Below are 18,585 nucleotides of genomic sequence, written 5' to 3' on the forward strand. Positions count from 1 at the left end.
CCCGGAAGGCCCTCACGCCACACCGTGACCACCGCCGACCTTCACCGGACGCTGCCGCCTTGCCGACCTCCCACACCCGGACCGCGCCACCGGGCACCCGGTGCGGCGCCACGAACGTGCCGCACCGGGTGAGACGGTCGGGTTGCACCAGCTCGCGCTGTTCATGGTCGGCGGTGCGGTCCTGGTCGTCCTTCTCGCTGTTCCCGACTGATCGCCCGTGCGGCTTGGAACGCTGGCGCAGTAGTAGAGGTGACGATCGATCAACTCTCGTCGGGCAGGTTTCCGCGCCAGGCGTGGATGCCCGGGGAGAGTTCGACCACCTCGGCGGGGTAGGCGCTGCGGACGAGGTGGAGCAGGGTGCGTTGCTCGGCCAGCCAGTTCGGTGCGGGGGAGAGTACGACCCGGAGGGTGACGCCGGATTCCTCCGCGTCGGAGACGGTCACCCAGAGGCCGCCGGGGCGGCCGGGTTCGATGCGTAGCTCCGGTCCGTGTTCCTCGTCCAGCCAGCGGACCGCGGAGCCGCGGCCGAGTCGGTCCAGGGCGGTTTCCCACTGCCTGAGGTGGCGGTCGGTCACCAGGGTGACGAACTGCCCGCGTACCGAGTCCGCGGTGACGGTGATCTCGCAGTCCAGCCAGTCGTGTCCGAGCAGCGAGCCCGGCGCGTGCCGTCCGAGGATGCGTACGCGGACGTTCCGGCCGCCGGTCCGTCCGTCGCAGCCGGGGGCGTCGTCGGTGCCGGGGCGGTCGGCGAGTCTTATCAACTCGTTCTGCTGCGAAGGGACTTCACTCACGGCGGACTCCTGTTGGCAGCGGGATCCAGGGGGTGACATCCTCGCGCAGGTGTTCGCCCCGGTGCCAGTCCGGGAGCGGGGCGTTCCGGCCGGGGCCGGCCCGTGGTGGGCCCCCGGGAAGCGGCTGGTGCCTGTGGCCGCAGCCCCCGCGGGCGTCGTCGGCACGCGGACGGCCCGCCGGACCGGGAGGGTCGGGCGGGCCGTTCGGGTGCTGCGAAGGGGTACTCCGGAGGTCGGTGCGGCGGCGGTCGTCGGGTCAGCGGTGGTCCGGGTGGCCGGTGAGCACGGTGGTGAAGATCGGTTCGCCGTGCTGGTGGCCGGTCACGGTGGTGGTGAGGGCGTCCGGGTCCCCGCCGGGGGTGTGCTGGGCGGTGATCGTGGTGGGCGCGTCGTGCTCGGCGTACCGGTGGAAGGTGGTGGCCGCGGCGGTCGGTGTGACGGTGGCCGGGCTGCTCAGCGCGTTGGCCGCCTGCCGGGCCGCCTCCAGCAGCACCATGCCCGGGATGTGGTCGTTGGCGTGGTCGAAGAGGATCGGGTGCCAGAAGTCGGGGGTGAGGTGCCAGGTGCCGGGGGCGTCCGCCGGGGCCAGCAGGACGTCGCACGGGCGGAGCCGGCCGACCCGGGCCGGCGGGAGCGGCTCGGCGGTCACGGTCGGCGCCGCCGGGAGCTCGGCGGAGTGGCGGCCCCGGCGCAGCCGCTGGTAGGTGGAGTCCGGAACGGTGGTGAAGCGGGCGTAGCCGGTGGCGGCCAGCTGGGCGCCCCGTCGGACGACGGTCTCCAGCGTGAAGTCGACGGTGGTGCCGGAGCGGCGCGGCTGGGCGACGAGCTGGACCTCCAGGGTGAGGTCGGTCGGCGCCGCACCGATCAGCAACTGCCGCGACCGGGTGGTGTAGTCGAGGTTCCACATCATGAACTTGTGGTCGAGCGGTACGCCGAACCGGGTGTGGGCGAGGTAGAGCCCGGCTTGGCGGATCGTTTCAGCAGCTTGGATCGGGTCGTGCCGGGTGCCGTCCGGGGTGCTGAAGAAGGTGTGCGCCCGCGGCCACTGCGCGGTGACGGCGAAGGTGGTGTCCGTGAGCTGTTCGCTGCCGGTGAGGAAGACCTCGGCGTGGCAGGCCCGGTGGACGTACTCCTTGGCGACGGTGCTGGTCAGGCGAGGCGCCGGGGCTGCTGCGGCCGGGCCGGGGATCGTTCCGGAGTCCGTGCCGGTGGTGAGGACGGATGCGGGCGTACGGAAGGCAAGCAGAGTCATGGGGAGCGCTCCGAAAGGCCGTGACGGGCGGGGTGGGCTGCTCAGGGCTCGTAAGATACGTACCTACCGGTTTGGTTTTCAAGGAGCCAGAACAAAGGTTCGTCGGCGGCCGAGCGTGGTCGGACGGGCACGGTGGGTGGGTGTCGATCACTGCCCGGAGATCGGCTCCGGCGGGTGAACCTCGTTGACCTGTGGGGATGTCGACGCATGGGCTTGACAGGTTCATGGCCATTATGTGGTCGTTCGTTGCCATCCCAGCCACAAGTGAGAGCTGGTGTTCCGGTTAAGGGGGCTGGCGGTGAGATGTCGGCCATCTGTTCGTCTCATACCGTCTACGCGGTTTTAGTCCGCTCGAGAACGGCCCTATGTGACCTGGGACGCAGGGATCCCCGCCGACCTCGGCGGGTAAGATACGGGGTGTTTGGTTTTGTTTGCCGAGCGTTTCGGGTGGGGTGGTTGCGGTGGTGCGACAGGAACGGGCGGTCCGGACGCGTCGGCTGATCCTGGAGGCGGCGGCGTCGGTCTTCGACGAGTACGGGTACGAGGGGGCGACGATCGGTGCGGTCGTGGCTCGCGCCGGAGTGACCCGGGGCGCGGTGTACTTCCACTTCGCCTCCAAGCGGGAGCTCGCCCAGGGGGTCGTCGAGGAGCAGTTCGGCCGGGACGAGATTCCCGAACGGCACTGCAAGCTCCAGGAGTTCGTGGACCTCGGGATGGTGGTCGCCCATCTCATGCCGCGCGACCCGGTGTTGAGCGCCGGCGCCCGGCTCTCCCTCGGCCAGGACGTGTTCGGCGACTTCAGCGGCGGCGCGGCGCCCGGCTGGATCCAGCGGGCCGAGACCGTGCTGGAGACGGCCGGCCGGCGCGGCGAACTGCTGCCCCAGGTGGTGCCCGCCGAGACGGCGTGGCTGGTCACCGGGGCCTGGACGGGCGTGCAGATACAGTCCCAGAAGATGTCCGGCCGGTCGGACCTGGAGCGCCGGGTCGCCTCGTTGTACCAGCATGTGATGCCCAGCATCGCGGTGCCCGGGGTGCTGGCCACGCTCGACCTCGCGGCGGACCGGGGCGGCCGGGTGGTCGCGGAGCTGGCGGCGGCCCGGGCGGCCGAGGCGGAGGCCGGGGCGGCCGCGGGCGAGGCGGCCGGGACGGGTGCGGGCGGGGCCGGTCCGGCCTGATTCGGGGTGATCCGGGCGGGCTCCGGGCGGGTCCGAGTGGTCCGCGGGGGTCTCGGGCGAAGCCGTTCGAGGCCGGACCGGCGGTCCGGTGTCCTACTCCCACGGGCTTGCTCCGCCCAGAAACAAACAGCGCGTTCGGTTTTGTATTGACAAACCGTCTGTCCTGTTTTTGGATAGGTGTCGGGTGCTCGACCGACCTTCCAGCGGATCTGCGCGGACGGTGAGCAGCGGAGCGCCCGCCCGACCGGCGGCCGTCGGGGCCGCCGATCCGTCTGGATGTGGGGTGGTCGTCGTGGAGATCCGGGTACTGGGGGTCTTGGGGGTCCGACTGTGCGGGGTTTCGGTGGTGCCCTCGGCGCCGAAGCCTCGGCAGGTGCTCGCCCTGCTGGCGTTACGGGCCGACCAGGTCGTCCCGGCGAGCGTCCTCGCCGAGGAACTGTGGTCCGGCCGTCCGCCGCGCAGCGCCCGCACCACCGTGCAGACCTATGTGCTCCAACTGCGCGACCTCATCGACCGGGCGCTCGCCCAGGGTGACGGCGGCCCGGGAGCCTCCTGCGCGAAGGACGTCCTGGTCACCTCGGCCGGCGGCTACATGCTGAACAGCGGTGGCGGGCTGGTCGACCTCCAGGAGTTCGACCGCCTCGCCGGGCACGGCTACCGCGCCATGGACGGCGGCGACTTCCCGCTCGCCGCCCGCCAGTTGGGCGAGGCGCTCGCGCTGTGGCGCGGCCCGGCCTTCGCGGACGTCCCGGTCGGCGGCCAACTCGCCGTCGAGGTCAAGCGGTTGGAGGAGACCCGGCTCTGCGCGCTGGACCAGCGGATCGAGGCCGACCTGCGCCTCGGCCGGCACCGCGTACTGCTCGCCGAACTCACCGTCCTGGTCGACCGCTACCGCACCCACGAGAGCCTGCACGGCCAGTACATGATCGCGCTGCACCGCTCCGGCCGCCGGGGCGAGGCGCTGGAGGCGTACCAGCGCCTGCGGAACACCCTGGTACGGGAGTTGGGCATGGAACCGTCCGCGGCACTGCGGCGACTCCAGCGCTCCATCCTGCTCGCCAGCCCGGAACGCCCGGACCAGGAGCAGCCGGGCGTGCTCGCCGAGGGGGCCGTCGCCCGAACCGCCCGCCTCACCCGGGTCGGCTGAGCCCGGCCCGCGACGTCGCCGCCCGACCGCTCCCGACCACACCGGGCGGCGACGGGCAGTGACGGGCGGCGCGGGGTGGCGGCGGAACCGGTGGCCGGCCGGCGGGCGCGTCGGTCAGTCGGTCAGCACGCCGGTGTTCTGGCAGGCGTGCAGCAGCCACCGCCCGTCGTCCTGCCTGGTCATGACGTACAGCGGTGCACCCTCCGAGCCGCCGTCCGCGTCGCCGTTCGCCGAGTGGTAGACCTGGCGGACCTTGACGGCGGCCACGTCGGGGCGGAGGAACTGGATGTGCACCGGCTCGTACGTGACCCGGCCGTCCCAGGTCGCGGCGGGCAGGACGGCTCGGGTGAACTCGGCGATCGCGTCCAGGCCGAGGAGGACCTTGCCGTGCGCGGTGGTCCAGAGCGCCTCGGGGTGGAAGAGGGCGAGGAAGGCGTCCGGGTCCTTGGCACGTTGGGCGCGCTCGACGGCGGCCACGACCTGCTCGATGGCCGCGATGTCCGCGAGCTCGGTGTCGGAGGGAGCGGCGTCGGACAGGGCGGCGTCGGAGGGGGCGCTGCCGGAAAGGGCGGTGTCGGCGGGCGCGGGCGTTGCGGATTCGGTGTTCATGAGGATCACCCTGGGACCTCAAGTTCCCTTGAGGTCAAGCCCGTCGGGGCACCTCGGGGCGCAGCGCCAGGTAGGTGTCGAGGCGGGCCGAGGCGGTGAGCATCGCGAGCCCCCGGGTGGTGAGGCGCTGTTGCCAGCCGTCGAGGGCGGCGGCCAGTTCGCCGGTGCCGCCCGCCGTGCGGATCTGCCGCAGCACGGTGGCGACGCGGTCCAGCAGGTAGCCGCCCCGGCGGAGCAGGTGGGCGAGTTCGGCGTCGCGGACGTCGGCCGGAAGGTAGCGGCGGTGGCCGGTGGCGCGGTCCCGGGCGGGGGTCAGGATGCCGGCGGCCTCCCAGGCCCGCAGGGTCGCGGGGGTGACACCGAGCCGGTGCGCGACCTCGCCGACGGAGCGGGGGCCGGGCAGCGCGGGAAGGGCGGGGCCGGGCGTGGCGCCGTCGGTCAGGTGGCCGACGGCCGCGCGGACGGCGGCGAGGGTCTCCCGGTCGCGCAGCAACTGGGCGTGGCCCCGGTCGAGTTCGGTGAGGGCGTCGCCGAGCCGGTCGGCGTGGACGGCGGTCATGACCGAGCCGGCGGTCGCGTGCCCGTACGCCGGGACGAGGGCGAGGTAGGCGCGCAGGGCGGCCGCGTGCGGCTCGGTGTAGATCCGGTACCCGGTGGGTGTGCGGTCGGCGGGCGGGAGGTAGCCGTCGCGCTCGTAGTTGCGGATGGCCTGGGTCGAGATGCCGTGCTCGCGAGCGAGGTCGGCGGGTCGCATGGTCGTCTCCGTTCGGGGTCGGGCGGGCGTTCGGAGTCGGCCGATGGTTCAGGGCCGTTTGAGGCTTTCGGCCACAGTTGGGCAATGCCCGGGCGGTGGTGGAGGGAAAAGTTTCAACCGTTCTTTCAAGGATACGCTTGAGGTTCATGAACCAGGACATCAACGATTTCGTCCCCCCGGCGTGCGAGCTTCTGGGCCTCGGTGAGCCGACGCACCAGGAGCCGGCGTTCGGGCGGGTCCGCAACGAGCTGTTCGCCCGGCTGGTCGACCGGGGCTTCCGGTCGATCGCCTTGGAGACCGACCGGGTGGCCGCGTTCGCCGTGGACGCCTACGTCCGGGAGGGTGTCGGCACCCTCGACTCGGCGCTGGAGGAGGGCTTCACCCACGGCTTCGGGGAGCTCGAGCCCAATCGCCGACTCGTCGCCTGGATGCGGGAGTTCAACCGGGACCGGGCGTCCGGTGCGCAGCTGTCCTTCCATGGCTTCGACATCCCGACCGAGAACACCAGCGCCCCCAGCCCGCGCCGCTACCTCGAACACGCCCGCGACTACCTGGGGCTCGACCTCGACCTCGCCGGGGTGGCGGGCGAGGACGAGCGCTGGAGCCGCACGGAGGCGGTGACGGATCCGGCCCGGTCGCCGGGTGACAGTGCCGAGGCCGTGCGGCTGCGCTGCCTCGCCGACGACCTGCTCCTCCAACTCCACATGCGGGCACCGGCATTGATCGCCAAGACCTCGTCCGCCGAGTGGTACGCGGCCCGCACCCGGCTGACCGCCGGGATCGGACTGCTGCGCTACCACGCGCAGTCGGCGGTCCGGGGCCTCGACCGGAGCGCCCGGATCAGCGCCCTGTCCGGCGTGCGGGACGCGCTGATGGCGCAGAACCTCCTCGACATCCGCGCGATCGAAGCCGAGCGCGGACCGACCCTGGTCTTCTCCCACAACCTGCACCTGCGGCGGAACCCGAGCGCCTGGTCGTCGGGCGAGCTGGACTGCCGCTGGATCGGCGCGGGCCACATCGTGGGCACGCTGCTGGGCGAGCGGTACGCCTTCGTCGCCGGGAGCCTGGGGCGCAGCGAGGCGATCGGGCTGGCCGAGCCGGCGCCGGGGACGTACGAGGCCCACCTGCGGGGACGGGGCGCGGCCTGGGAGTTGACGGACACGGCGCTGCCGGCCGGGGTCCGGACGCGCACCGACACCGTCCCGCGGCAGGGCTACTTCCCGCTCGACCGGGAGGTGCTCGACGGCGCGGCCGCGCTGCTGCACATCGCCGACGGCGCGGCGGTACCGGCCGGAGCCTGAACGGGGGCCGGAGCCGGAGCGGCGGCCGGCCCCGGGTAGGCCCGCCGCAGGTGGGCCACCAGGGCGGCGGTCGGCGGTGAGGCGGGCTGCCCGGTCGGCCAGGTGAGCGCGATCCGGACCCGGGGGACGGGTCCGGTGAGCGGGCGCACCCGCAGACCGGGCAGCGGGCCCGGGTTCGGCAGGACGGCGACGCCCAGCCCGTGTGCGGCGAGTTCGGCCAGCTGCGGTGGCGCGGCCGCCTCGACGCCGACCGCCGGATCGACACCGGCCTCGGCCAGGGCGCACTCCAGCGCGGTGCGCAGACCGGTGCCGCGCGGGGTGCTGACCAGGGCGTGCCCGGCCAGCTCGGCGACCGGGAGCGCGCTCCCGCCCGCACCGGGGACACCGGCGCCAGAGTCAGAGCCGGAGCCCGGACTATCGGCGGAACCCGGGCCCGTACCCGCCGCGAGCGGGTGCCCCGACGCGCAGGCCGCGACCAGCGGGACCTCCAGCACGGTGTGCAGCGCGAGCCCGGTCAGCGCCGACCAGCCGTCGTCGCCCTCCCGCCCGCTCGCCGGGGCGGGCAGGCCGACGACGGCGAGGTCCAGCCGGCCGTCGCGCAGGGCGTCGAGCATCCGCGCGGTGGTGTCCTCGGTGAGCGAGAAGTCGATGCCGGGGTGCTCCTGGCGGAACGCCGCGAGCGTGGTGGCGAGTCCGGGGAAGGTCCCCAGCTCGGCCGGCGGGGTCAGGGCCGCCCCGGCGACCATGCCCAGGCGCACGTGCCCGCGCCGCAGCCCGCCGAACTCCTGGGCCGTGCGGCGGGCCGCGGCCGCGGCGGCCAGCGCCGCCCGGGCGTGCGGCAGTACCGCCTCGCCGACCGGGGTGAGCCGCACGGTGCGCCCCGAGCGGTCGAACAGCGGGTGGCCCAGCTCCCGTTCCAGCTGCCGGATCTGGGAGCTCACCCCGGGCTGGCTCAGGTGCAGCAGCTGCGCGGCCCGGGTGAAGCTGCCGTGCTGGGCGACGGTGACGAAGTACTGGAGCTGCCGCAGTTCCATAACTCCTGATCATAGGTGCCAGAACTTCCCGGTCTTGGACGGGCGTACGGTTCCGGCCGCAGGCTGGACGCATGGAAACCGTGCCGCAGGACCAGGACGCCGGGCAGATCCGGTGGATCCGCGCGCAGATCGCGGCCGAGCGCCGTGAACTCGCCGCCGTGTTCGCCGCCTTCACCTGGGAGCAGTGGAACTCGCCCTCGCTGTGCGCGGGTTGGCGGGTCCGTGAGGTGGCCGCGCACCTGAGCACCGGCTTCCGGCACTCGACGGCGCGCACGCTCCTCGAACTCGCCCGCTCCGGCGGCAACGTCCACCGGATGGCCGACCGGATCGCCCGCCGTGACGCCGCCGCCCTGAGCGAGCGCGAACTCGTCGCCGCCATGGCCGACCACGCCGACCACCCCTGGCGCCCGCCGGTCGGCGGCCGGATCGCGGCGCTCGCACACGACGCCGTCCACGGTCTCGACATCACCGTGGCGCTCGGGCTGCCGGCCCGGCTGCCGGTGGCGCGTACGACCGCCCTGCTGGCCGGTGTCTCACCCCGCACGCTGCGGTTCTTCGGGGCGCGGGTGGACGGGGTCCGGCTGGAGGCGACGGACGCGGAGTGGTCCTACGGGCACGGTCGGCTCACCGTGGAGGGGCGGGCGGAGCACCTGCTGCTGGTGGCGTACGGGCGCCGGGTGCCGGAGGGGCTGCTGGCCGGGTCCGGCGCGGGACGGTTCACGGCGGGCGGTGCGTAGCGGGCACGTGAGCGGTGCTCCACCGGCGGGAGGTGTTCCTCGGCCACCGGCGAGGTCGGCCGTCATGCGGGCCTCCGGGGCCCGTGGCTACGATCGGAAGGAGTACTTCCGGATGGTGGCGAGACGGAAGCCAGGTCGCCGATGGCCCCGAGGTCCGTGCAGTGGCCGCCGTACGTGCGGGTCGCGCCGTGGTTGCTGACCGTCGGCGGGCTGGTGTGGAACGCGCTGGACCCGACCGACTACTGGGGCGATCCGATGCTGGCGGCGGCCGCCGTGCTGGCGGGGGCGCTGCTGGTGCTGGGGGACACCGTCGCGGTGGGGGCGGCCAACGCGCTGGGCATCCTGGTGCTGTCCGCCCGGGACGGGTCGCTCGGGACCCGGGCCGGCTTCCTGGAGCTGGGGAACACGGTGTTCGCGGCGCTGCTCGGGATCGCGGTGAACCGGGTGGTGGCCCGGCACGGGCGGCGGTTGGAGCGGGTGCGTTCGGTGGCCGAGGCGGCGCAGCGGGCGGTGCTGCCGGAGCCGCCCGCGCGGGTGGGGCGGCTGTCGGTCGCGGCCTGTTACCGGGCCGCCCAGGACGAGGCGCTGATCGGCGGGGACGCGTACGCGCTGCAGGTCACCCCGTACGGCGTGCGCGGGCTGATCGCCGATGTGCGGGGCAAGGGGCTGCACGCGGTCGGCGCCGTGTCGGTGCTGCTGGGCGCCTTCCGGGAGGGCTCGCACCGGCTGCCGGACCTGGTCGCGCTCGCGGACGCCCTGGAGGACTCGCTGCTGCGGGAGAGCGAGCGGATGAGCGAGGAGCTGCGCTTGGAGGGGTTCATCACCGCGCTGCTGGTGGAGTTCCCGCCGGGGGAGGAGAGCGTGCGCACGCTCGACTGCGGGCACCCCGGCCCGTACCTGCTGGGCCCGTACCCGCCGGGCGGGGCCGCGCCCCGGGTGCGCCGGCTGGACGCGGCGGACCCGGGGCTGCCGCTGGGGATGGGCGGGCTGGGCGTGGCGCGTCCGCTGCCGGAGGGGCGGCCGTTCCCGGCCGGGTGCACGCTGCTGCTGGTGACCGACGGGGTCACCGAGGCCCGGGACGCGGCGGGGGAGTTCTACGACCCGGTGCTCGGCCTGGCCCCGCTGGGGCCGTTCACCGGGCCGGGGGAGGTGCTGGACGCGCTGGTGGCGGACGTCGAGCGGTGGACGGGCGGGCCCCGGGACGACGACATGGCGGTGCTGGCGATCACCCGCCGTGCGGAGCCGGGGGCGGACAGTCGGCGCTGAGGGCCGAGGGCGGCGGCCGGTGGACCGGTTCGCGCCGGGGGCGGCTCGTATCCGCCCTGTGATCCCCTTCTACGGCTCGCTTCGGTCACGCCGGTATCACGATGAGGTGACGGTAGGGCTGCACTCCATGGAATCCGGCCAAGTTGAGCGCCTCCGTCCGGTGGCCGGAAAGGTCCCGTCCGAATAGCGGACGTCGAAATGGACCGGCGGGCCCCGGGGTGATCAAGGTGCCCGTCGGGCCGCGCGGCCTTGGCCGAGGGGCGCCGTCGGCGGCGCGGCCGCGCGGGACGCGTCCATAAGGAGCGCGCAAGGGTCCGGCGGGCGAGTGGCGGGATTCGGCCGACCTGCGGTCCGTCCGGAAACGGACCCGGTGCTTGCCCGGTGTCGAAGGGGTGACCGAGAGTCGCACCAATGAACGAGAAGCCCAGCTCCCGCCAGGCCCGTCTGCTCGGCCACCGCGATTTCCGGCTCCTGCTGACCGGAGCCGCGGCGGCCCAGACGGGCACTCAGGTCACCCTGGTGGCCCTTCCCTTGGTGGCGGTGATGGTGCTCGACGCCACGCCGTTCGAAGTCGGCCTGCTGACCGCCGCCGAGACCGCCGCCTTCCTGCTCATCGGCCTCCCTGCGGGCGCCTGGCTGGACCGGATGCGCAAGCTGCCGGTGCTGATCAGGGCCGACGTGGTGCGCTGCCTGGCCGTGGGGTCGATCCCGCCGGCCGCCGCGCTCGGCGTGCTGACCATGCCGCAGCTCTACCTCGTGGCACTGGTCACCGGGGTGGCGACGGTGTTCTTCGACGTCGCCCACCAGTCCTTCCTGCCCGCCGTCCTGCCGCGCGAGCAACTGGTCGGCGGCAACGGAGCGTTGGAGACGGTCCGCTCCTCGGCGCAGATCGCCGGGCCGGGCCTCGGCGGCGGGCTGGTCCAGCTGCTCGGGGCGCCGCTCGCCATCGTGGCCGACGCCTGCGGCTACCTCGTCTCCGCGCTGCTGCTCGGCCGGATCAAGGTCGAGGAGCAGCGACCGGAACCCGAGCCGGGGCGCTCGCTGCGCGCCGAGGTCGGGGAGGGCGTCCGGTTCGTGCTCGGCCACCCGCTGCTGCGGGCGATCGCGACCGCCACCGCCACGTCCAACCTGTTCTCCGCCGTGCTGACCGCCGTGCAGACGGTGTTCTGGGTACGGGTGCTCGACCTGTCGCCGGGCGCCATTGGCGTGCTGCTGTCGGTCTCCGCCCTCGGCGGACTGGCCGGCGCGCTGTGCGCCGGGCAGCTCGCCCGGTGGATCGGGCAGGCCCGGCTGATCTGGCTCTCCACGCTGGTGACGGCACCGTTCGCGATGCTGTGGCCGCTGTCCGGCGGCGGCGCGGGCGTGGTGCTGTTCGGCCTGGCCTCCGGGGTGGTGCTGTTCGGCGCGGTCGCCTACAACGTCGCCCAGGTCAGCTTCCGGCAGAGCCTCTGCCCGCCGGAGCTGCTCGGCCGGATGAACGCCACCATGCGCTTCCTGGTGTGGGGCACCCTGCCGATCGGCGCCCTGGTCGGCGGCGTGGTCGCCGACGCGGCCGGGCCGCGCGCCGCGCTCTGGGTCTGCGCCGTCGGCTTCCTGCTGGTGCCGCTGCCGCTGCTGCTCTCCCCGCTGCGGCGGATGCGCGAGCTGCCGGACCCGGACCGTACGGCGGGGCCGGGCGCGGGCGCGGACGTCAGCGAGGAGGAGAGCGCCGTGAGCCCGGGGGTGTCCTGACCCGCCTGCCCGTCTGCCTGCCCGTAGCACCCGGACCTGAGCAACGCCCCGATCGGTCACCACGACCGATCCCGACCGATCCCCGACCCGAGCCGCGACCGGAAACCGGAGACCGTTCCCGTGCACGCCAGCATCACCGCCGCCTACCTCGCCCGGTACCGTTCCGCCGCCGCCGAATCCCCGGTGGAGCTGCTCCCGCTGACCGGCGCCCAGCGACGGTTCCTGATCACCCGCCGGCTCACGCCGCAGAGCCGCAGCGACATCGTCCCGCTGATGTTCGCCTACCCGCGCGGCACCCTCGACCTGGAGCGGCTGGCCCGCGCCGCCACCGCGGTGGCCGCCCACCACCCGGCGCTGTGCGGAGGCTTCGCCACCGTGCGCGGCACACCCGTGCTGCGCGCCGGCGGCCCCTCCGTCGAGGCCGCCCGGATCCCCGTCGCCCCCGGCGGCACCGCCCGCGCCGCGCTGCGCGAGGCTCTGCTGGACTGGCCCGCCGACGGGCCCGCGCTGCGCCTGCTGGTGGCCGCGGACCCGAACGGGGAGCCGTCCGCGGACCCGTCCGGGGCCGAGGAACTGCTCGTCGTCGCACTGGACCACGCCGCCTGCGACGAGCAGTCGCTCGGGGTGCTCACCGCCGAGCTCAGCGCCGCGTACGAGCAGGACGAGCCGCCCGCGGCCGGGCCCACCCCCCAGGCGCTGGCCGACTACCGGCAGGCCGTCGAGCTGCAGTTGGACGCCGAGGACGCCGCCGGCGGCCCCGCCGCCCAGGCCTACTGGGGCCGCCGGCTGGGCGGCCTGACCGGGGCGGGCGGCAGCGCGGCCACGTCCACCGGCATGCTCACCGAGCGGCTGCCCGCCGCCGAGGGCGCCGCCCGCGGCGCCGTCTTCCCGGCCCTGCTGGACGCGGTCGGCTCGGCCCTGCACCGGCTGCACCGGACGGAGGGGCCCTCCCGGCCGGAGACCGGGGGAGGGGTGCTCGCGCTCGGCTACCCGTGGGGCGGACGGCCGGCGGGCGCTCCCGCCGCACTCGGCTGCTTCCTCAACACCCTGGTGCACCCGGCGACTCCGGGGCCGGTCGCGGACCTGGACGCGCTCGCGGACGCCTGGTGGGACGACCTGGACCAGGCCGGCACCCCCTTCGACGAGGTGGTCCGCGCCGCCCGCACCGCCGGGGCCCCGTGGTCGGGCGCCCTGGACGGCCTGCTCACCCTGGACGACCTGCACCGCCGCCCGCCGCTGGTGCTCGGCGGCACCCCCGGCCGGGAGACCCCCCTGGACGGGCGCCCGCTCGCCGCGCCGATGGCCGTCTCCGCCTCGCACGGCGACGACCTGCTGGTCCGGCTGGCCTGGGACCGCGACCGCTTCCCCGAGGCCGACGCCCACGCGGCCTTCGACGACCTGCTCGCCGTGCTGCGGCACCACCTGCCCGCCCGGCCGAGCCCGGCGCCGCAGGCCTGAACCCGCCTGCCCCGCAGGCCCGACACCGCACGTCCGAGACCGTACTTCCGACGCCGCCCGCCCGAGACCGTACGCCCGGAACCACCCGCCCGGGACCGTAGGCCCGAGACCGCGGGCGCCGAACTCCCACCCAGGATCCCGAACGGCGGATCCGCCATGCCCGTCCGACACGCCCCCGGACGGGACCCCCGGGCCCCGGGCCGCACCTCACCCCGGTGCGGCCCGGCCACCGGCCGGTACGGGAACACCCCACGCCCGCTTCCGGCCACCGCAGTGCCGACACAGCCCACCACACAAGGGAATCGACGATGTTCGCACTCTCTCCGTCACAGGAGATCGTCTGGCTGCACGAGCAGATGCTGCCGGGCAGCCGCGCCTACAACTTCACCGCCGTCCTCGACCTGTGGGGCGCTCTCGACCGGGACGCGCTGCACACCGGCCTGGCCGCCGTGCTGGCCCACCACCCGGGTCTGCGACTGGAGTTGGTGCCCAGCCCGGAGGGCCTGCCCGGCCAGCGGGTCGCCGAGGACTGCGAACCGGAGCTGCGCCACAGCGACTTCGCCGCCGAGCAGGACCCGGAGGCCGCCTTCCAGCGGCTGCTCGCCGCCGAGGCCGAGGAGCCGCTGGACACCGGCCGGGCGCCGGTGCTGCGCTGGCACCTGGTCCGGCTCGGCGAGGACCACCACCGGCTGATCCACGTCGAGCACCACCTCGTCCACGACGGCCACTCCTTCGCGATCCTGCTGCGCGACCTGTTCACCGTCTACCGCGCCACCGTCCTCGGCGAGCCGTACCAACTGCCCGTCGCCCCCTCGTACGAGGACCACGCCCGTGCTGCCGCCGACCTCCCCCGGGACCGCAGCCTCGACTTCTGGACCAGGGAGCTGGCCGACGCGCCGCGCGAGGTCACCCTGCCCGGGCTGGCCCGGCCGCGCGCCGAACGGCGCCACCACGGCGGCCAGTTGCGCCAGTCGATCGGCGCCGACCTGGCCGGGCGGCTGCGCGAGCGCAGCAAGGCGGACGGCCACACCCCGTTCAGCACCCTGCTCGCCCTGCTCGCCGAACTGCTGCGCCGGCACAGCGGCCACCGCGAGCTGGTGATCGGCACCGCCGTCGGCAACCGCCCGGAGGGCTTCGAGGGCACCGTCGGCATGTTCGTCAACACCGTCCCGCTGCGCCTGCGGCTCGACCCGACGGTCCCCGGCACCGAGGCCGTCGACGAGGTGACCGACGTCCTGCTGCGCGCGCTGCCGTACCAGGACCTGCCGGTCCAGGAGCTGACCCGCCGGCTCGGACTGCACACCAGCGGCGCCGACAACCCGCTGTTCAACGTGATGTTCAGCGCGCACGACGCGGCGCTGCCCGACGTCCAGGCGCCCGGTCTCGAGGTCTCGCTGTACGAGGGCTTCAACACCGGCACCACCCGCTTCGACCTCGACCTGGTGCTGCTGCCCGACGACCGCCGGGTGGTCGGCGAGAAGCACGGCGCCGCCGGGATGACCCTGGTCTGGGACTACGACGCCGACCTGTTCCGCGAGTCCGACGCGGTGCTGCTGTCCGAGCGGCTGCTGGAGCTGCTGCGCTGCTACCTGGACCGCCCGCAGACGCCGATCGCCGACCTGGCCCCCGCACCCGAGGCCGCGCAGGCCGCCCCGGTCGCCGCGGTCACCCCCGCCGTGCTCGACCCGGCCGCCGCCCACGACCCGGCCTCGCTCGCCCTGCTGGCCGGCACCGAGCGGATCAGCTACGGCGAACTCGACCACCGGGTCACCGAGTTGGTCGAGCGAATGAGCGCCGCCGGCGTCACCCCCGGCCAGCCGGTCGCCGCCGTGCTGCCGCGCGGCGCGGACAGCGTGGTCGCGCTGCTCGCCTGCCTGCGCCACGGCGCCGTGTACGCGCCGCTGTCCACCGAGGACCCGGCCGCCCGGCTCGGGCTGCTGCTGGAGCGGCTGAGCCCGGCGCTCGTCCTCACCACCCGGCAGAGCGCGTCGGCACTGCCGGAGGAGGGCGTCACCCCGGCGCTGCTGGACGGCCCCGAATTCCCGAAGGCCGAGCCCGCCGCCGTGCTGGACGGCGCCGCGTACGTGATCCACACCTCCGGCTCCACCGGCGTCCCCAAGCCCGTCCTGGTCGGCCGCGAGGCCCTCGCCGGGTACGTCGCCGCGATCGTCGACCGCTACCGCCTCACCTCCGCCGACCGGGCGCTGCTGTTCGCCCGGCCGTCCTTCGACGTGGCCCTGGAGGAGGTGCTGCCCGCCCTCGCGGCCGGCGCCGCCCTCGTCGTGCCGCAGCGCGAGGTGCCCACCGGGCCCGAACTGGTCGCCGTGCTGGCCGCCCGCGGCGTGACCGTCGCCAACCTGCCGACCAGCTACCTGCTCGCCGTCCGCGAGGACCTGCGCGCGGCGCTGGACGACGGCCGCTGGGCGCCCCGGCTGCTGGTGCTCGGCGGCGAGCGGCTGCCCGCCCGGGCGCTGACCGGCCTGACCGGGGCCACCACCGTGCTGAACGCCTACGGCGTCACCGAGGCCACCGTCACCTCCACCGTGTACGAGATCACCGCCGCCGACGTCGCCGAGGACGGCGAGATCCCGCTCGGCGCCGAACTCGACGGCGTGAGCGTCCACGTCCTGGACGACACCCTGCGCCCGCTCGCCCCCGGCTGCGTCGGCGAACTCGTGGTCAGCGGCGGCCTGTTGGCCGAGGGCTACCTCGGCCTGCCGGAGCCCACCGCGGCCCGCTTCACGACCGTCCCCGCGCTCGGCGGCGCCCGGGTGTACCGCACCGGCGACCGCGGCTACCGCGACCTGGACGGGCGGCTGTGCTTCCTCGGCCGCGCCGACAACCAGGTCAAGCTGCGCGGCCACCGGATCGAGCTGGAGGAGATCGAGGCCGCCGCCTCCGCCGAACTCGGCGGCCGCTCCTGCGCGGTGCTGCTGCACACCGACCCGCGGACCGGCCCCCGCCTGGTCGGCTTCCTGGAGGGCGCCGACCGCCCCGACCAGGCCGCCCTGCACGAGGCGCTCGCCCGCCGGCTGCCCGGCGGACTCGTCCCGGCGAGCTGGACGGCCGTCGCCGCGATGCCGACCCTGCCCGGCGGCAAGCCCGACCGCGCCGCCCTCGCCCGCCTGGTGGAGCAGGCCCCGGAGCCGCAGGAGGGCGCGCCGGGCGAGTTCGCCGACCCCGGACAGCAACTGATCGCCGCCGCCTGGCGCGAGGTGCTCGGCCACGACCGCTTCACCGCGGACTCGCACTTCTTCGAGGTCGGCGGCCACTCGCTGCTCGCCGCCCAGCTCGCCGCGTACCTGGAGCCCCACCTCGGCAGCCGCCCGCCGCTGCGCACCCTGTTCCGCCACGCCGTGCTGGCCGACCAGGCCCGCGCCCTCGCCGCGGACGCCAAGTGAACGCGCCTTCCAAGGCATCGAACTGACGGCTCGTCACTTTCTGTGGAGATGATGATGGAAAACCTTGGCACGGAACTCCGGAGCACGGACACCCTGAGCGCGGGCAACCCGGGTACGGACAGCCTGAGCATCGGCTACGGCCGCCCGCACCAGGACGGCGCGGTGCTCGACCTGTTCACCGCCTGGGCGCACCGCACCCCCGACGCCCCCGCCCTGATCGACGGCGAGCAGGTCTACAGCTACGCCGAACTCGACCGCCTCGCCGACACCGTGGCCGAGGCGCTGCGCGGCAGGGTCGGCCCCGGCGACCTGCTCGGCGTCTGCCTCGCCCACTCGGTCTCGCTGGTCGCCGTCACCCTGGCCGCCGCCAAGCTCGGCGCCGTCCACCTGCCGCTCGGCCCGCGCCCCGGCGAGCGCCGGCTGCGCGCCGTCGCCGAGCAGCTGCGCCCGGCCTGCCTGGTCGGCGAGCCGGACCTGCTGCCGCCCGGCGGCGAGCGGCTGCCGCTGGACCTGCCCACCGCCGGCGTGGTGGCCGCCCTGACCTCCGGCGGGCAGGTGCGCGTCCCGGTCGGCACCCACTACGCGGTGCTCACCTCCGGTTCCACCGGCACCCCGAAGGCCGTCGCCGTCACCGAGCCCGCGCTCGGCGCGCTGCTGCAGTGGTACCGCGGGGCGACCGGCCTCGGCCCCGGGGAGCGGCACAGCCTGCTGATCGGCGTCGCCTTCGACCCGCACGTGCAGGAGCTGTGGGCCGGCCTCACCTCCGGCGCGGCCCTGGTCGTCGCCCCCGAGGCGGTCCGCTGGGACACCGGCGCGCTCACCGACTGGTGGCGCGAGGCCGGCATCACCGTGTCCATCCTGCCCACCCCGCTGGCCGAGCCCGTCCTCGGCCGGCCCTGGCCCGCCGGGCTGGCGCTGCGCCACCTGGTGATCGGCGGCGACCGGCTGCGCCGCGCCCCCGGGCCCGACGTCACCGCGACCGTCCACAACGCCTACGGCCCCGCCGAGGCCACCGTCACCACCACCATGCACACCATGGCCCCCGGCGGGGACCACGGCGCCGGCGCCCCGCCGATCGGCCTGCCGATCGACGGCGTCGTCGTCCTGGTCACCGACGAGGACGGCCGTCCGGTACCGCGCGGCACGGCCGGCGAGCTGCGGATCGGCGGCCGCGGCCTGGCCGCCGGGTACCTCGACCCCGAGCTGACCGCCCGCCGCTTCGTCGACGCGCCCGCCGGCGTGGTCGGCACCGACCGGGTCTACCGCACCGGCGACCGGGTGGTGATGCGGCCGGACGGCGTACTGGAGTTCCACGGCCGCCTCGACGACCAGGTCAAGGTCAGCGGCGTGCGGATCGAACCCGCCGAGGTCGAGGCCGCCTTCGAGCGCGACCCGCAGGTGCGCCGGGCGGTGGTCGCCGCCGAACAGGCGCCGACCGGCGGGGTCCGACTGCTGGCCTTCGTCCATGCCGAGGACGGCGCCGACCCGGCGGCGCTGCTCGACTCCGTCCGGCCCTGGCTGCCCGAGCAGGCCGTGCCCTCCGCCGTCCACCTGGTGGAGCGCTTCCCGCTGGACGCCAACGGCAAGGTGGACCACCAGGCCCTGCTGGCCGACGTGGCGGTGCCGGACGCGGTGGAGGAAGGGCACGGCCCGGTCGAGCGGACCGTGCTGAAGCTCTGCCGCGAGCTGATCGGCCGCGCCGACCTCGGTCCCGAGGACAACTTCCTGGCCGCGGGCGGCAATTCGCTCGCCGCCGCGAGACTGCTGGAGGCCCTGGAGAACGAGTACGGCGTCCGGCTGCGCGCCCCCCTGGTGCTGCGCCAGCCCGACCTGCGGGCCGTCGCCCGGCTGATCGAGGAACGGGTGGCCGATCTGGCCGCGACCGCCTGACCCCGCCCGAACCTCCTCAGCGGGGCGCCCCGGCCCACC

The 18,585-nt window shown here is 75.1% G+C and carries 14 protein-coding genes; 9 read left to right on the forward strand and 5 right to left on the reverse strand.

Annotation, left to right across the window (positions count from 1 at the left end):
* Positions 1-260: 260 nt before the first annotated feature.
* Both ACWDCZ_RS02305 and ACWDCZ_RS02310 read right to left on the reverse strand, forming a co-directional pair.
* Complete coding sequence (locus ACWDCZ_RS02305) at positions 261-791, reverse strand: DUF5959 family protein (RefSeq protein WP_449815016.1); 531 nt, start codon at positions 789-791, stop codon at positions 261-263.
* Between the two features lie 256 nt (positions 792-1,047).
* Positions 1,048-2,043 (reverse strand): ScbA/BarX family gamma-butyrolactone biosynthesis protein, encoded by a 996-nt coding sequence (locus ACWDCZ_RS02310; RefSeq protein ID WP_449815017.1) that lies wholly within the window; start codon positions 2,041-2,043, stop codon positions 1,048-1,050.
* A gap of 461 nt (positions 2,044-2,504) precedes the next feature.
* On the opposite strand from ACWDCZ_RS02310, the gene ACWDCZ_RS02315 reads away from it, so the two are divergent.
* Both ACWDCZ_RS02315 and ACWDCZ_RS02320 read left to right on the forward strand, forming a co-directional pair.
* Entirely contained in the window at positions 2,505-3,218 is a 714-nt protein-coding gene (locus ACWDCZ_RS02315) for a ScbR family autoregulator-binding transcription factor (protein ID WP_117493055.1), read from the forward strand.
* Between the two features lie 292 nt (positions 3,219-3,510).
* Complete coding sequence (locus ACWDCZ_RS02320) at positions 3,511-4,365, forward strand: AfsR/SARP family transcriptional regulator (protein WP_380737740.1); 855 nt, start codon at positions 3,511-3,513, stop codon at positions 4,363-4,365.
* Positions 4,366-4,479: 114 nt separating this feature from the next.
* Here ACWDCZ_RS02320 and ACWDCZ_RS02325 read toward each other — a convergent pair whose 3' ends face one another.
* Together ACWDCZ_RS02325 and ACWDCZ_RS02330 are read right to left on the reverse strand one after the other, a co-directional pair.
* Entirely contained in the window at positions 4,480-4,974 is a 495-nt protein-coding gene (locus ACWDCZ_RS02325) for an SgcJ/EcaC family oxidoreductase (RefSeq protein ID WP_449815018.1), read from the reverse strand.
* A gap of 34 nt (positions 4,975-5,008) precedes the next feature.
* Entirely contained in the window at positions 5,009-5,728 is a 720-nt protein-coding gene (locus ACWDCZ_RS02330) for a TioE family transcriptional regulator (RefSeq protein WP_049654186.1), read from the reverse strand.
* A 146-nt stretch (positions 5,729-5,874) separates the two neighbouring features.
* Here ACWDCZ_RS02330 and ACWDCZ_RS02335 point away from each other — a divergent pair, with 146 nt between their 5' ends.
* Positions 5,875-7,029 carry an erythromycin esterase family protein gene (locus tag ACWDCZ_RS02335; protein ID WP_449815019.1) on the forward strand — a complete coding sequence of 385 codons (1,155 nt, stop codon included), beginning with the start codon at positions 5,875-5,877 and terminating at the stop codon, positions 7,027-7,029.
* Here the strand turns inward: ACWDCZ_RS02335 and ACWDCZ_RS02340 are convergent.
* Positions 6,942-8,063: a LysR family transcriptional regulator gene (locus ACWDCZ_RS02340; protein ID WP_449815020.1), complete on the reverse strand. Its 1,122-nt coding sequence runs from the start codon at positions 8,061-8,063 to the stop codon at positions 6,942-6,944. The genes ACWDCZ_RS02335 and ACWDCZ_RS02340 overlap by 88 nt on opposite strands.
* A 71-nt stretch (positions 8,064-8,134) precedes the next feature.
* Here ACWDCZ_RS02340 and ACWDCZ_RS02345 point away from each other — a divergent pair, with 71 nt between their 5' ends.
* The 6 genes from ACWDCZ_RS02345 to ACWDCZ_RS02370 all read left to right on the forward strand — a co-directional run bounded on the left by ACWDCZ_RS02345 (position 8,135) and on the right by ACWDCZ_RS02370 (position 18,546).
* Positions 8,135-8,800: a maleylpyruvate isomerase family mycothiol-dependent enzyme gene (locus tag ACWDCZ_RS02345; protein ID WP_449815021.1), complete on the forward strand. Its 666-nt coding sequence runs from the start codon at positions 8,135-8,137 to the stop codon at positions 8,798-8,800.
* A 141-nt stretch (positions 8,801-8,941) separates the two neighbouring features.
* Positions 8,942-10,066 carry a PP2C family protein-serine/threonine phosphatase gene (locus tag ACWDCZ_RS02350; protein WP_117493060.1) on the forward strand — a complete coding sequence of 375 codons (1,125 nt, stop codon included), beginning with the start codon at positions 8,942-8,944 and terminating at the stop codon, positions 10,064-10,066.
* Positions 10,067-10,477: 411 nt separating this feature from the next.
* Positions 10,478-11,797 (forward strand): MFS transporter, encoded by a 1,320-nt coding sequence (locus tag ACWDCZ_RS02355; protein WP_380737726.1) that lies wholly within the window; start codon positions 10,478-10,480, stop codon positions 11,795-11,797.
* 120 nt (positions 11,798-11,917) lie between these two features.
* Positions 11,918-13,255 carry a non-ribosomal peptide synthetase gene (locus ACWDCZ_RS02360; protein ID WP_449815022.1) on the forward strand — a complete coding sequence of 446 codons (1,338 nt, stop codon included), beginning with the start codon at positions 11,918-11,920 and terminating at the stop codon, positions 13,253-13,255.
* A 308-nt stretch (positions 13,256-13,563) separates the two neighbouring features.
* A complete protein-coding gene (locus tag ACWDCZ_RS02365) occupies positions 13,564-16,656 on the forward strand; it encodes a non-ribosomal peptide synthetase (protein ID WP_449815023.1) in 3,093 nt (1,030 codons plus the stop codon).
* Positions 16,657-16,710: 54 nt separating this feature from the next.
* Entirely contained in the window at positions 16,711-18,546 is a 1,836-nt protein-coding gene (locus ACWDCZ_RS02370) for an amino acid adenylation domain-containing protein (protein WP_449815024.1), read from the forward strand.
* Positions 18,547-18,585: the final 39 nt, after the last annotated feature.

Source organism: Kitasatospora sp. NPDC001225 (assembly GCF_053597855.1).

Bases quoted from the DNA above. Each gene is read 5' to 3' on its own strand.
- ACWDCZ_RS02310 (WP_449815017.1), bottom strand. From the start codon at position 2,043: ATGACTCTGCTTGCCTTCCGTACGCCCGCATCCGTCCTCACCACCGGC.
- ACWDCZ_RS02325 (WP_449815018.1), bottom strand. From the start codon at position 4,974: ATGAACACCGAATCCGCAACGCCCGCGCCCGCCGACACCGCCCTTTCC.
- ACWDCZ_RS02330 (WP_049654186.1), bottom strand. From the start codon at position 5,728: ATGCGACCCGCCGACCTCGCTCGCGAGCACGGCATCTCGACCCAGGCC.
- ACWDCZ_RS02335 (WP_449815019.1), top strand. From the start codon at position 5,875: ATGAACCAGGACATCAACGATTTCGTCCCCCCGGCGTGCGAGCTTCTG.
- ACWDCZ_RS02340 (WP_449815020.1), bottom strand. From the start codon at position 8,063: ATGGAACTGCGGCAGCTCCAGTACTTCGTCACCGTCGCCCAGCACGGC.
- ACWDCZ_RS02345 (WP_449815021.1), top strand. From the start codon at position 8,135: ATGGAAACCGTGCCGCAGGACCAGGACGCCGGGCAGATCCGGTGGATC.
- ACWDCZ_RS02350 (WP_117493060.1), top strand. From the start codon at position 8,942: ATGGCCCCGAGGTCCGTGCAGTGGCCGCCGTACGTGCGGGTCGCGCCG.
- ACWDCZ_RS02355 (WP_380737726.1), top strand. From the start codon at position 10,478: ATGAACGAGAAGCCCAGCTCCCGCCAGGCCCGTCTGCTCGGCCACCGC.
- ACWDCZ_RS02365 (WP_449815023.1), top strand. From the start codon at position 13,564: ATGTTCGCACTCTCTCCGTCACAGGAGATCGTCTGGCTGCACGAGCAG.
- ACWDCZ_RS02370 (WP_449815024.1), top strand. From the start codon at position 16,711: ATGGAAAACCTTGGCACGGAACTCCGGAGCACGGACACCCTGAGCGCG.